Genomic DNA, 12,251 nt, shown 5'->3' with positions numbered 1-12,251 from the left:
GGCGTTCGTGCCAGTGCCGCTAGTGCCAGTGGCGGCGTACTTCGTCGGCCAGGTAGCTCCAGAGTCGGGGATGCAGCGGGTGGCGCAGGATCGTGTGCTGGGGATGGCGCCAGGGGTGCAGCACCTCCTCGGGCTTGGGGCGGCCATGGAACTTGAGGATCCTGCTGGCCGCAAGCGCGCGCTGGGCCGCCTCGGGATCGCGCCGGGCCAGTTTGCGCAGGGCCTTGTAGGAGCTCACCAGACCTTCGGGCCAGTAGGTGAGGGCGGCTGGCGCGGTCTCGCCGAAAACGTGAAAGATGACGTTCTGGTCGCCAGGGAAGGCGATGTCGGCGTAACGCCCCTGCTGCCACGCGTCCCAGACCGTTTGGGTGTGGGCGTCGGGACGGCACCAGAGCACGCAGGAATTGAGGATCGGGTAGTTCCAGTCGCGCACGCCGATCACACTGGCGCTGCTGCTGCGGCCGATCGCGATCAGGGGCTCCAGGCTGGCGCGGATCACCAGGGTGCTGTCGAGAAACAGAAAGGGATCTGTGCCGGTGAGGGCCTGGTCGAACAGGCGCAGCTTGCCGAAAAAGCCCTGCAGGGAGCCGCCCTGCAGATCCCGCACCTCCAGCTGCTGGTGTGCGGCGCCGGGGGGCTCGAAGCGACCTGCTTCCGGACGATCGGTGTAAATGATGAAGCGATGGGCTTCCGGCAGGTGCCGGGCCACCATCGCGGCCAGCCGGCTCACCCACAGATCGGGGTAGCGGTGGCCGGTTTGCACCGTCAACACCGTGAGCGGCGCCTGGTCTGGCGACATGGATTAGGCAGCCAGGTTGCGGAACCGGGTGAACTGGGGCTCGAACAGCAGTTTCACCGTGCCCACCGGGCCGTTGCGGTGCTTGGTCACGATCACTTCGGTGATGCCCCGGTCGGGGGTTTCGGGGTTGTAGTACTCGTCGCGGTAGATCATCAGCACCAGGTCGGCGTCCTGCTCGATTGAGCCCGATTCGCGTAGATCGCTCAGCATCGGGCGCTTGTTGGTGCGCGATTCGACGCCGCGGCTGAGCTGGGAGAGGGCCATCACCGGCACGTTCAGCTCGCGGGCCATGCCCTTGAGGCCGCGGGTGATGCGCGAGAGCTCCTGCACCCGGTTGTCGGGGGTGGAGCCCTCCATCAGCTGCAGGTAGTCGATCACGATCAGGCCCAGCTCCTTGCCGGTTTCGGCCATCAGCCGGCGGCAGAGCGAGCGCATCTCCAGCACGCCGGAGTTGGGTTTGTCGTCGAGGAACAGGGGCAGCTGGCCCAGGCTGTTGATGCCCTGGCCGAGCAGGGGCCATTCCTCCTGCTGCAACCGACCGGTGCGCAGCCGGCCGCTCTCGATCCCCACCTCCATCGACAGCAGGCGGTAGGTGAGCTGCTCCTTGCTCATCTCCAGCGAGAACACGCACACCGGCAGGGCGTGGATCTGGGCGACGTTCTTGGCGATGTTGAGCACGATCGAGGTTTTGCCCATCGCCGGCCGGCCCGCCACGATGATCAGGTCGCTGCGCTGCAGTCCCTGGGTGATGGCATCGAGGTCGTAGAAGTTGCAGGGGATGCCGGCGACGGCGGTGCCCAGCGAGCGGCTCTCGATCTCGTTGAAGGTGCTGGTGAGGATCTCGGCGGTGGGGGTGAGGCCGGTGCTGGGTTTCTCCTGGCTGATGGCGAAGATCTTCTGTTCGGCCTCGTCGAGCACCTGCTCCATCGGCTTGCTCTGATCGAAGCCCAGGGCGATCACCTCGTTGCCGGAGCGGATCAGCTGGCGCCGCAGAAACTTGTCCATCACCAGGCGGGCCACCTGGTCGATCGAGGCGGTGGAGGTGATCCGCTCCACGAGCTCCACCAGCCGCCCCTGGCCGCCCACTTTCTCCAGGGCGCCGGTGTCGGCCAGCCAGGCGCACATGGCCGTCAGGTCGGTGGGCTTGCCCTGGCTGTGCAGCATCACCGCCGTGCGATAGATCTCGCGGTGGGCGGAGAGGTAGAAGGCCTCCGGCTGCAGCACGTCGGCCACGCGGCCGATGGCATCGGGATCGAGCAGGATCCCGCCGAGCACCGCCTCCTCGGCCTCCAGGTTCTGGGGGGGCACCGAGTCGGGCAGGGCCTCAAAGCGCGCCTCGGCATCGCCGTTGCGCCCGCCCTTGGGACTGCCGGCGCGCTCACGGCCGGGTGGGTTGAGGGGAACGCTCACCATCGGCTTTGGAGGGCAGGAACGCCGGGTTGTCCATCCTGCCGGGTTAGGCGTGGTTTGACCAGCGATTGGGCGCTGCAGCTGGGGTGGTCAACAAAAAGCCACCCCACGGGTGGAGTGGCTCGGACGCCGATGAGGCTGTGGGCGTCAGTGGCTGACCACTTCCAGGTTGATCTCGGCGTTGACCTCAGGGTGGAGCTTGACCTGCACCTTGTAGGCGCCGGTGCGGTGGATTTCCGGCACAAGGATGTCGCGGCGATCCACTTCTTTCTTGGTGGCGGCTTCGATGGCTTCGGCCACGTCGCCGTTGGTCACGGTGCCGAACAGCACGTCGTCGCCACCGGTTTGCTTCTTGACGGTGAAGCGGCCGATCGTGTCGAGGGCGGTGCGGAAGGCAACCGCTTCAGCTTTGAGGGCAGCCTGGCGCTCTGCTTCCTTGGCCCGGCGGGCCTCCACCTGGCGCAGCACTGCGGCGGTGACGGGCACGGCCTTGCCGGTGGGCACCAGGAAGTTGCGGGCATAACCCGGAGCCACTTCCACCAGATCCCCGTCTTTACCCAGGCTGAGAACGTCTGCGTTGAGGACCACTTGAACGCGTTTGGCCATGGGGATAACGACGGGTGTCTGAACTCGAGCCGATTGATCACCTTAGATCAGGGCGTGATCAGGCCCAGGCCGGGATAGGCCAAGCGGTAGCGGCGTGGGTCGCGGGTGAGCAGGGCGCAGCGCTCCACCAGGGCATGGGCGCCGATCAGGAAGTCGGGCAGCACAGCCGTCCGCTGGCCGCCCCGACTGCGGTAGTCGGCATGGGCCCGGGCCGCCAGAAAGGCGGCCTCGCGGGGGATGGGGCGGTACTGAAACAGCTCGGGCGGCAGCAGCCCATCGACCTCTTCAATGCGATCACAGGCGAAGGCGATTTCGCCGTACACGATCGGGTTGATCAGCACGCGACCGACATCGAGCCAGTGGCTGAGCTGGGCGCTGCTCCAGTCAGCCCAGATCGGATCGCCGGTAGCGATGTCGAGGATCACATTGGAGTCGGCAAACACCGCTGGACTCGGCGCGGGGTTCGGCCGGTTCAGGGTTCCTCGCCGCGGGTGAGGGCGAGGAGTTCATCGGTGCTGAGGCGGGTGCGCAGCCGCGCCCGCCTCAGCCGCTCGACCGCTGCCGTGCCCCGGCTGGGCGTGACGCTGACGCGCTGCAGCATCACCCGGCCGTTGTCCTCAACGAATTCCACCTCGGTGTGGGGCGTGAAGCCGCAGCGCTCGCGGATCGCTTGGGGAATGGTGACCTGCCCCTTGCTGGTGATCCGCATGGCTGCCCTGCGACCTGGAGATCGTTGGATTTGTAAGAATCTTACCGAGCACCCGGTGCGGCAGCAGCGGGCAGGCGCACCTGGTGGGCCAGGCCCAGGGCCCGCATCAGCCGGATGTGCTGCCAGGTGAGGTCGATCTGTCGGCCGAAGCCGTGGCGGGCTGAATGGGGATAGGCGTGGTGGTTGTTGTGCCAGCCCTCGCCGAAGGTGAGCGCCGCCACCCAGGGGTTGTTGCGGGAGCCGTCGCCACTGTCGTGGCTCACCTCACCCCAGAGGTGGGTGGCTGAATTCACCAGCCAGGTGCAGTGGTAGACGATCACCAGGCGGAGGGGGATGCCCCACAGCACCAGGCCCCAGCCGCCGGCGCCCGTCGCGGTGCCGATCCAGAAGAGCAGGGCGGCCAGCGGGATCTGTAGCAGCAGGAAGTTGTTGTTCAGCCAGCGGTAGTAGGGATCTTTGGCCAGGTCGCCGGTGAGGCGGGGCACCGCTCCCATGGCGGGGATGGGGGCAAACATCCAGCCCATGTGGCTCCACCAGAAGCCCTTGAGGCTGGTGTGGTGATCCACGTCCGTATCAGAAAACTTGTGGTGGTGCCGGTGCAGGCCCACCCAGTCGATCGGGCCGTGCTGGCAGCTGAGGGCGCCGCAGGTGGCGAAGAAGCGCTCCAGCCACTGGGGCACACGGAAGGCGCGGTGGCTGAGCAGCCGGTGGTAGCCGATGGTTACGCCCAGGCAGGCGGTGACCCAATAGAGCACCAGGAAGCTGGCCAGGGCCGGCACGCTCCAGAACTGGGGCAGCAGGGCCACCACCGCCAGCACGTGGATGACGGCCATGAAGCCGATGGTGACCCAGGGGGTGGTCTTAGACCCCTGACTGCTGACGGCTCCGCGATGGCGCGGCCGATGCAGGGCCTCCGCGCGTTGCTCGCCGCCCACGCCTTGGTTGATGAAGGCGGGCTTGCGGGTGGCAAGGCGCTGGGTAGCTGGTGCGGCGGGTCTGACTGGTGCGGCCATGCAGGACCGGCTCCGAATGAATCGCTAGAATCGTAGCAATACGGATCCTTATCGGGTGGGATATCGGGAAGAGCTCGCATCGGGTCGCGTTGCGTTCGCCCATCTGATCAAGGTGTGGCACGAGCGCAATGGCTGGTCGCACCGGGTGCTGCCGGCCCTGGCGGAGGCCCTCGATCTGGGCCGGGTCCACAACTCCCAGCTGTCGATGCTGCGCAATGGCAAGTTGGCATCCCCGGGGCCGGAGGTGTTCCTGGCCCTGGGCCAGATCAACCAGGTGCTGGCCGCTGAGGTGCGCGGCGGAGTGCTCGGCGAGCCGCTGCTGCAGCGCCTGGCAGACCACCCGGAGCTGGTGGCCGCCCTGGAGACCTCAGCCCTGCCCGTTCAGGATGAGGGGGCGCCGGTGCTGGGGCCGGGCGAGTTGCTGGAGGTGTTCGTGGGGCTGCGCCAGCCGCCGGTGGCCTTCGACCTGCGCATCGCCAGCGAGGAGGCGGTGCCGTTGAGTGCGGCCCTGTCCCAGTTGTTCACGGCGGGCCAGCCCTGGCGCCTCTGCCGCGATCAGCTGCTGGCGGCCTATCCGGTGGAGAAGCGCCAGCGGCGGGAGCGCTTTGCTGAGGTGATGGCCGGCCAGCGGGATTTTTCGGCCGCCGAGCTCGACAGCGAACTTCCCGATCTGCGCAGCACCCTGGCCCGGCTCGGGGCAATGGGCGAGCGGGATCTGGGTCCGGATCAGTTTCTGGAGTTGCTGCGTCAGCAGGCGCGGGCCATGGGCGTGGTCGGCGAGACCAGCCGCGACCAGCTGGATCTGGCGGCGGCGATCCGGCAGCAGTTGCGCGATCCGTCCTGCAGCCTGGTGGGAGGGGCTCCTCAGGACGGCCGGTAGCTGGCCACCCGCATCCGCTTGGCCCAGCCCAGGGCCCGCAGCAGTTTGATGTGCTGCCAGGTGATGTCGAATTCAAACCAGCGCAGGCCGTGGCGCGCCGAATGGGGGAAGGCGTGGTGGTTGTTGTGCCAGCCCTCGCCGAAGCTGAGGATCGCCACCCACCAGCAGTTGCGGGAGCGGTCGGGGCAGTCGAAGTTGCGGTAGCCGCAGAAGTGGGTGGCGGAATTCACCAGCCAGGTGACGTGATACACAACCACGAGCCGCAGCGGGATCGCCCAGAGCACCAGGCCCAGGCCGCCACCTTGCACCTGGGCGGCGTTGCCATACCAGTAGAGACCGGCGGCTAGGGGTAGCTGCAGAAGCAGAAACCAGCGGTCGAGCCAGCGGTAGAAGGGGTCGCGCTGTAGGTCGCCGGTGAGCCGCTGCACGTGCTGCAGGGCCGGGATCTCATGCAGCATCCAGGCGCTGTGGGCCCACCACAGGCCGCGGCCGGCGTCGTGGTGGTCGTTGGGTTGGTCGGAATACTTGTGGTGGTGGCGGTGCAGCCCCACCCACTCGATCGGTCCGCTCTGGCAGGCCAGAGCTCCCATCAGCACCAGCAGGCGCTCCAGCCATTGGGGGGCGCTGAAGCTGCGGTGGGTCACCAGCCGGTGCAGGCCCAGGGTCACACCAAGCACGGTTGTCCAATACAGAACAGCCAGCACCACCACTGCCTGCCAGCTCCAGAAGCGCGGCAGCAGGGCAAACACAGCCCCCACGTGCATCGCCAGCATGAAGCCGGTCGTGCCGGTCTTGAATTTGCGTTGCCGCGGCGGCAGGGGATCACGTGGGGAAACCAGCGACGCACGGATGCGGAGCTCGTCCTGACTGCTTGGGGCTGCGGGGGTTGGGGCCTCGACCTTCAGAACCTGGGCATTCAGGCCTGGCGCAGCACCGTTGGTGTCACGGTTGTGGCGGGCCGGATCAGTACTCAGAACCAACGCATTCTCCGGGTGATGCATGCCCGATAACGCCTTGGCAATGGCGCCGTGGGACAGCGGCGAGAAATCTAGCTGCGCAGTGCCCGGCAACATGGAGCCTGGCCGCATGGCAAGGGGATGACCGACTGGGCTGCAGAACGGGTGGCCGCTGCGGTTGCTGCCACCGCCGGCGTCGCCGCCCGCCACACCGATGCCGTGCAGCCGCGGCTGGCGCGGGTGCTGGAGGCCTTTGCCGCTGAGCGGCTGGGGGTGCAGCACTTTGCGTCGGTGAGCGGCTACGGCCATGGCGACCAGGGCCGGGAGGTGTTGGATCGGGTGGCGGCCCGGGTGCTGCAGGCGGAAGCCGCGGCGGTGCGACTCCAGTTCGTTAGCGGCACCCATGCGATCGCGGCGGCGCTGTTTGGCGTGTTGCGGCCCGGCGATCGGCTGCTGGCCCTCACTGGCCGCCCCTACGACACCCTTGAAGAAGTGATCGGCATCCGTGGCAGCGGCCAGGGATCCCTGGCGGAGTTCGGCATCACCTACGACGAACTGCCCCTCACCGCTGCGGGCCTTGTGGATGACGCCGGGCTCGAGGCAGCCCTGGCGCCGCCCACCCGCCTGGTGCTGATCCAGCGCAGCTGCGGCTACAGCTGGCGGCCGTCGCTGGCGGTGGCGGAGATCGGCAGGCTGTGCGCCCGGGTCAAGGCACTGCAGCCGGGCTGCTTGGTGTTTGTGGACAACTGCTATGGCGAGCTGGTCGAAGACCAGGAGCCCACGGCGGCGGGCGCCGATCTGATCGCCGGCTCCCTGATCAAAAATCTCGGCGGCACCATCGCCCCCACCGGCGGCTATGTGGCGGGCCGGGCCGAGCTGGTGGAGCAGGCCTGCTGCCGCCTCACTGCCCCGGGCATCGGCGGCGAGGGCGGCACCAGCTTCGATCTCAACCGCCTGTTGTTTCAGGGCTTGTTTCTGGCGCCCCAGATGGTGGCGGAGGCCCTGATCTGCAGTGAGCTGGTGGCCCAGGTGTTCAGCGATCTGGGCTATGCGGTGAACCCCCTGCCCGGTGCACCCCGCAGCGATGTGATCCAGGCGGTGCGGCTGGGCGATCCCGAGCGGCTCAAGGTGGTGTGTCGGGCCTTTCAGGCCGCCTCGCCGGTGGGCGCCTATCTCGACCCAGTGCCGGCGCCGATGCCTGGCTATGCCAGCGATCTGGTGATGGCCGGCGGCACCTTCATCGATGGCAGCACCAGTGAGTGGTCGGCCGATGCACCGCTGCGGGAGCCCTATGTGCTCTTTGCCCAGGGCGGTACCCACCGGGCTCATGCCCAGATCGCTCTGGAGCGCGCTGTTACAGCTTTGGCTGGAGCAGGGCTGTCTTGGACTCCGCCGAGATTCGATTGAGAATGCGATTTATTTTCTTGTTGATTCTGGCTTCGTTCAATTTGTTGCTCCAGCGGTGAACAGGGATCAAGGCTTTTTCTCCGTATCCGTCGATGCAGACGCACTCAGGCTTGCTCGACCTTGTCTCTGTATAGACAATATTGTTGGCATGGAGATCTCCGATCACTATGTGATTGGCAATGCAGCCGTCTCGAAAGTGTTGCAATGCTCTGACATGCTTGTTTCTGATTTTATTTTGCTTGATTAATTCCGCAATGGTAGGAGCAAGGTTGCCGTGGTTATCGGTTATTTTTTCGGCAAGCAGTCCAAGGCCCTCATCGGTTGGTAATAGCCCAATGACGTGTGCTATTGGCAGAGAAAATCCGCGTTTAGTATGATTCCGGCGACATTGAATAATGTACTCCTCTATTTCTCTGAGGGTCGAACTGTGGCAGCCATGAGATCTCAGTCTTTGCAGTAAATTTTTGTCCATAAACTGACCTTTTTGATCAGTTATTTCAGGCCTGATTGTCTTGAGGACTGCATTCGAGGGGTCGGGTAAAATTCGAATATTTCTCATTCGACCCTGCTTTGCAATTGCTAGGTCGCTGATGTCTAAAAATGCTAAAGCTTGCAGCATTGCTTTTGGCACGTGGAATGTTAGCCCTATGCGAAGTATTAATCTAGCCCAAAGGCTGCCGGCATTTCATGTTCTATGCGCTTCAGGCGCTTCGCTTTGTATTGGCTGAGCCCGGGCTTGTTCAGGCAAAGTAGTGTTAAGCCACGTTCCCAACCCTGTCCCCGCGATGGCGCTCAGCTATCCCGACGATCGCCGCTACGCCGACAGCCACGAAACCGTGTGCCCTGAGGGGGGGCGGCTGCGGCTGGGCCTGAGTGCCTTTGCCATCGATCAGCTCGGCGACATCGTGTTTGTGGAGCTTCCCGAGGTGGGCGCCAGCCTGCAGCAAGGCGTCAGCTTCGGCAGTGTCGAGTCGGTGAAGGCGGTGGAGGATCTGCTGGCGCCGGTGACCGGCGTTGTGGTGGCCCGCAACGAAGCGGTGTTGGCTAGTCCGGAGGAGTTGCAGAACGATCCCTACGGCGAGGGCTGGCTGCTGCTGCTCGAGCCCAGTGATCCCGACCAGCTCAATGGCTTGATGGATGCGGCCACCTATGCCGCCAAGCTGCAGGGAGCCTGATGGGAGGCGCGCTGGACGCAGATCTGTCCTTTGTGGGGCGCCACATCGGCCCCAGTGCTGAGGAGCTGCGGCGGATGCTGGCCGAGCTGGGCGCCGCCAGCCTCGAAGACCTCTCAACCCAGGTGGTGCCCGCCGATCTTCTGCTGCCCCCCGAGGCGGCGCTGCAGGGGCTGCCGCAGCCCTGCAGTGAGGCCCAGGCCCTGGCGGAGTTGGCCGCGATTGCTGGCGGCAACACTGTGCTGCGCTCCTTGATTGGCCAGGGCTACTACGCCACCGCCACGCCAGCGGTGATCCAGCGCCAGGTGTTCGAAAATCCCGCCTGGTACACCGCCTACACGCCCTACCAGGCCGAGATCGCCCAGGGGCGCCTTGAGGCCCTGCTCAACTTTCAAACCCTGATCAGCGAGCTCACCGGCTTGCCGATCGCCAATGCCTCCCTGCTGGATGAGGCCACGGCTGCTGCCGAAGCGATGGCGCTGGCGCTGGCGGTGGGACGCCGCAGCCAGGCGCGACGCTTCTGGGTGGATGCCGAGGTGTTTCCCCAAACCCTGGCGGTGCTGCAGACCCGGGCCGAGCCTCTAGGCCTCAGCCTGGAGTTGGTGGAGGCCGAGGCCGTGGCCCAGCAGCTGGCTGCCGGTGCCGCTGCGGCCGATGTGGTTCCCGAGGATGTCTTTGGCCTGCTGATCCAGCTGCCGGGCCGGCACGGTCGCCTCTGGGATCCCCAGCCCCTGTTGGGCGCCGCCGCTGAGCTGGGCGTGATCAGCGCGGTGGCGGTGGATCCCTTGGCCCAGGTGCTGCTGGCGCCGGTGGGCGAGCTGGGGGCCGACATCGCCATTGGCAGCACCCAGCGCCTGGGGGTGCCGATGGGGTTCGGTGGGCCCCATGCCGCGTTCTTCGCCACCCGCGAGGCCTACAAGCGCCAGATCCCCGGACGGTTGGTGGGTCGCTCCGTGGATGCCGAGGGCCGGCCCGCTTTGCGGTTGGCGCTGCAAACCCGCGAGCAGCACATCCGCCGCGACAAAGCCACCAGCAACATCTGCACCGCCCAGGTGTTGCTGGCGGTGATGGCGGGCTTCTATGCCGTGCACCACGGCCCTGAGGGGCTGGAGTTGATCGCCCGCCGCATCCAGGGGCTGCGCCAGGCCCTGGCCGCCGGGCTGGAAGCCCTGGGGCTGCCCTTGCTCGCGGGTGCTGGCTTCGACACGCTGTGGCTGCCGGTGCTGCCTGCCCAGGCCGAGGCGCTGGTGGCGGCCGCCCTAGCCGCCGGGTTCAACCTGCACCAAGCCGAAGGCGGAGTGGGCATCAGCCTCGATGAATACAGCAACGCCGAAGAGCTGGATCGGCTGCTCGCGGCGCTGGGTGCCGGCTCTGCTGCCGATCAGGCTCGGGTGGACTGGGCCCGGGAGCTGTGCAACAGCACGTTGCACAACCTTGAATTCGCAAACAGTCCTGTATCCGTCTCCGGCATCCCCCTCCGCCAGGGGCCCTGGCTGCAGCAGGAGCCCTTCCAGCGCTACCGCAGCGAAACCGAGCTTCTGCGCTACATCCAGCAGCTGGTGGCCCAGGATCTCTCCCTGGTGCACGGGATGATTCCCCTGGGCAGCTGCACCATGAAGCTCAACGCCGCCGCCGAGCTGGCGCCGGTGAGCTGGCCGGCCTTCAGCCAGCTGCACCCCCTGGCACCGTCTGATCAGACCGCCGGCTATCAGCACCTGGCGGCCGACCTGGAGCGCTGGCTCGCCGCGATCACCGGCTTTGCGGGTGTCTCGCTGCAGCCCAACGCCGGCTCCCAGGGGGAGTACGCCGGCCTGCTGGCGATCCGGGCCTGGCATCGCAGCCGCGGCGACGCCCATCGCACGGTGTGCCTGATCCCCACCAGCGCCCATGGCACCAACCCTGCCAGTGCGGTGATGGCCGGACTGCAGGTGGTGCCGGTGGCCTGCGATGAGCAGGGCAACATCGATCTGGCTGACCTGGAGACCAAGGCCGAGGTCCACGCCGAGCGCCTGGCGGCGTTGATGGTCACCTATCCCTCCACCCATGGGGTGTTTGAGCCGGCCATCCGCCGCATCTGCGAGCTGGTGCACGCCCGTGGCGGTCAGGTGTATCTGGATGGCGCCAATCTCAACGCCCAGGTGGGCCTGTGCAAGCCAGGCCTCTACGGGGCTGATGTGTGCCACCTCAACCTGCACAAGACCTTCTGCATTCCCCATGGCGGCGGCGGCCCGGGGGTGGGGCCGATTGCGGTGGCGGAGCATCTGGTGCCCTTCCTGCCCGGAGCTTCAGGCCAGAGCGGGGCTGCGGTGGGCCCGGTGGCGGCGGCACCGCTGGGCAGCGCCAGCATCCTGCCGATCAGCTGGATGTACATCCGCATGATGGGGGGTGCGGGGCTGCGCCAGGCCAGCCAAGTGGCGCTGCTGGCGGCCAACCTGATCGCCGATCGGCTCGAGCCCCACTTTCCGGTGCTCTACCGGGGTGTGGGGGGACGCGTCGCCCACGAGTGCATTCTCGATCTGCGGCCGCTCAAGCGCAGCTGTGGCCTGGAGGTCGACGATCTGGCCAAGCGCCTGATGGACTACGGCTTCCATGCCCCCACCGTGAGTTGGCCCGTGGCGGGCACGGTGATGGTGGAGCCCACCGAAAGTGAGTCGCTGGCTGAGCTCGATCGCTTCTGCGGGGCCATGGTGGCGATTCGCCTGGAGGCGGCAGCGATCGAGGCCGGTGCTGCCGATCCCCTCAACAACCCCCTCAAGCGGGCCCCCCACACCGTGGCCGCGGTGACCGCCGATCACTGGGACCGGCCTTATACGCGCCAGCAGGCGGCGTTTCCCGCTGGAGACGCCCAACGGCAGCGCAAGTTTTGGCCGGCGGTGGCCCGGATTGACAACGCCTTTGGCGATCGCCATCTGGTGTGCACCTGCCCATCAGTTGAGGAACTGGCCCAAGCGGTGCCAACGGCCACTGTTCCGTGATCCCGTTGTGCCTCACACTGTGACAACTTGACGCGGAGTTGGCTGGCGGGGTTGCCAATTTCCGCTTTGCCAACACAATCAGCGCCAGCGCCATTCATTTTGGGGATCATGAAGGGCAGTAACGACGGTTTTGGACCCGGAGGCGACGCGGGTTCGGGCGGGGGCCAGACCCTGAGGGTTGAAGGCACCAATGTGGTGCGGGTTCCGTTCGGTGTGCGCCATGCCCGGCGTGTTCGCCCCCAGCGTCCGGACCACTGGGCCACGCTGGTGCTGCCCTTCCAGGGTCACAGCGACCCCACGCCTCCGCCCCAGGCTGCTTAACTC

Annotated in this window: 13 protein-coding genes; 5 read left to right on the top strand and 8 right to left on the bottom strand. The window is 66.6% G+C overall.

Annotated features, from left to right (window positions below; all coding sequences use genetic code 11):
* Window positions 1-19: 19 nt before the first annotated feature.
* From KBY57_RS03035 to KBY57_RS03010, 6 genes are all read right to left on the bottom strand, one after another.
* Window positions 20-799, bottom strand: coding sequence for a hypothetical protein (locus KBY57_RS03035; protein WP_254994403.1), 780 nt, complete (start codon window positions 797-799; stop codon window positions 20-22).
* A 3-nt stretch (window positions 800-802) separates the two neighbouring features.
* Window positions 803-2,212, bottom strand: coding sequence for a replicative DNA helicase (gene dnaB, locus KBY57_RS03030; protein ID WP_254994402.1), 1,410 nt, complete (start codon window positions 2,210-2,212; stop codon window positions 803-805).
* 144 nt (window positions 2,213-2,356) lie between these two features.
* Window positions 2,357-2,815, bottom strand: a complete 459-nt coding sequence (gene rplI / locus KBY57_RS03025; protein WP_254994401.1) for a 50S ribosomal protein L9 — start codon at window positions 2,813-2,815, stop codon at window positions 2,357-2,359.
* A gap of 47 nt (window positions 2,816-2,862) precedes the next feature.
* A complete protein-coding gene (locus KBY57_RS03020; RefSeq protein WP_254994400.1) occupies window positions 2,863-3,258 on the bottom strand; it encodes a type II toxin-antitoxin system VapC family toxin in 396 nt (131 codons plus the stop codon).
* A gap of 29 nt (window positions 3,259-3,287) precedes the next feature.
* Complete coding sequence (locus KBY57_RS03015; RefSeq protein WP_254994399.1) at window positions 3,288-3,524, bottom strand: AbrB/MazE/SpoVT family DNA-binding domain-containing protein; 237 nt, start codon at window positions 3,522-3,524, stop codon at window positions 3,288-3,290.
* Between the two features lie 41 nt (window positions 3,525-3,565).
* On the bottom strand, window positions 3,566-4,537 hold the full coding sequence (locus KBY57_RS03010) for an acyl-CoA desaturase (protein WP_254994398.1): 972 nt from the start codon (window positions 4,535-4,537) through the stop codon (window positions 3,566-3,568).
* Window positions 4,538-4,592: 55 nt separating this feature from the next.
* On the opposite strand from KBY57_RS03010, the gene KBY57_RS03005 reads away from it, so the two are divergent.
* On the top strand, window positions 4,593-5,417 hold the full coding sequence (locus KBY57_RS03005; RefSeq protein WP_254994397.1) for a hypothetical protein: 825 nt from the start codon (window positions 4,593-4,595) through the stop codon (window positions 5,415-5,417).
* Here the strand turns inward: KBY57_RS03005 and KBY57_RS03000 are convergent.
* A complete protein-coding gene (locus KBY57_RS03000; protein ID WP_409996400.1) occupies window positions 5,402-6,268 on the bottom strand; it encodes an acyl-CoA desaturase in 867 nt (288 codons plus the stop codon). The genes KBY57_RS03005 and KBY57_RS03000 overlap by 16 nt on opposite strands.
* A gap of 246 nt (window positions 6,269-6,514) precedes the next feature.
* On the opposite strand from KBY57_RS03000, the gene KBY57_RS02995 reads away from it, so the two are divergent.
* Window positions 6,515-7,780: an aminotransferase class I/II-fold pyridoxal phosphate-dependent enzyme gene (locus KBY57_RS02995; protein ID WP_254994396.1), complete on the top strand. Its 1,266-nt coding sequence runs from the start codon at window positions 6,515-6,517 to the stop codon at window positions 7,778-7,780.
* On the opposite strand, the gene KBY57_RS02990 is transcribed toward KBY57_RS02995, so the two are convergent.
* A complete protein-coding gene (locus KBY57_RS02990; RefSeq protein WP_254994395.1) occupies window positions 7,728-8,411 on the bottom strand; it encodes a YrbL family protein in 684 nt (227 codons plus the stop codon). The genes KBY57_RS02995 and KBY57_RS02990 overlap by 53 nt on opposite strands.
* A gap of 154 nt (window positions 8,412-8,565) precedes the next feature.
* Here KBY57_RS02990 and gcvH point away from each other — a divergent pair, with 154 nt between their 5' ends.
* The 3 genes from gcvH (at window position 8,566) to KBY57_RS02975 (ending at window position 12,248) form a co-directional block, all read left to right on the top strand.
* On the top strand, window positions 8,566-8,955 hold the full coding sequence (gene gcvH, locus KBY57_RS02985; RefSeq protein WP_254994394.1) for a glycine cleavage system protein GcvH: 390 nt from the start codon (window positions 8,566-8,568) through the stop codon (window positions 8,953-8,955).
* On the top strand, window positions 8,955-11,927 hold the full coding sequence (gene gcvP, locus KBY57_RS02980; RefSeq protein ID WP_254994393.1) for an aminomethyl-transferring glycine dehydrogenase: 2,973 nt from the start codon (window positions 8,955-8,957) through the stop codon (window positions 11,925-11,927). The genes gcvH and gcvP overlap by 1 nt, the downstream gene beginning before the upstream one ends.
* Window positions 11,928-12,035: 108 nt before the next feature.
* Window positions 12,036-12,248: a hypothetical protein gene (locus tag KBY57_RS02975; protein WP_094561260.1), complete on the top strand. Its 213-nt coding sequence runs from the start codon at window positions 12,036-12,038 to the stop codon at window positions 12,246-12,248.
* Window positions 12,249-12,251 lie beyond the last annotated feature (3 nt).

The sequence above is a fragment of the Cyanobium sp. Aljojuca 7D2 genome, assembly GCF_024346415.1.
Taxonomy (GTDB): domain Bacteria; phylum Cyanobacteriota; class Cyanobacteriia; order PCC-6307; family Cyanobiaceae; genus Cyanobium_A.
The sequence above is the reverse complement of the archived record's forward strand: the minus strand, read 5'-3'. Positions and strand labels throughout refer to the sequence as shown.

Coding starts and splice junctions, on each gene's coding strand:
- dnaB (WP_254994402.1), bottom strand. CDS start 2,212: ATGGTGAGCGTTCCCCTCAACCCACCCGGCCGTGAGCGCGCCGGCAGT.
- rplI (WP_254994401.1), bottom strand. CDS start 2,815: ATGGCCAAACGCGTTCAAGTGGTCCTCAACGCAGACGTTCTCAGCCTG.
- gcvP (WP_254994393.1), top strand. CDS start 8,955: ATGGGAGGCGCGCTGGACGCAGATCTGTCCTTTGTGGGGCGCCACATC.
- gcvH (WP_254994394.1), top strand. CDS start 8,566: ATGGCGCTCAGCTATCCCGACGATCGCCGCTACGCCGACAGCCACGAA.
- KBY57_RS03010 (WP_254994398.1), bottom strand. CDS start 4,537: ATGGCCGCACCAGTCAGACCCGCCGCACCAGCTACCCAGCGCCTTGCC.
- KBY57_RS03035 (WP_254994403.1), bottom strand. CDS start 799: ATGTCGCCAGACCAGGCGCCGCTCACGGTGTTGACGGTGCAAACCGGC.
- KBY57_RS02995 (WP_254994396.1), top strand. CDS start 6,515: ATGACCGACTGGGCTGCAGAACGGGTGGCCGCTGCGGTTGCTGCCACC.
- KBY57_RS03015 (WP_254994399.1), bottom strand. CDS start 3,524: ATGCGGATCACCAGCAAGGGGCAGGTCACCATTCCCCAAGCGATCCGC.
- KBY57_RS02975 (WP_094561260.1), top strand. CDS start 12,036: ATGAAGGGCAGTAACGACGGTTTTGGACCCGGAGGCGACGCGGGTTCG.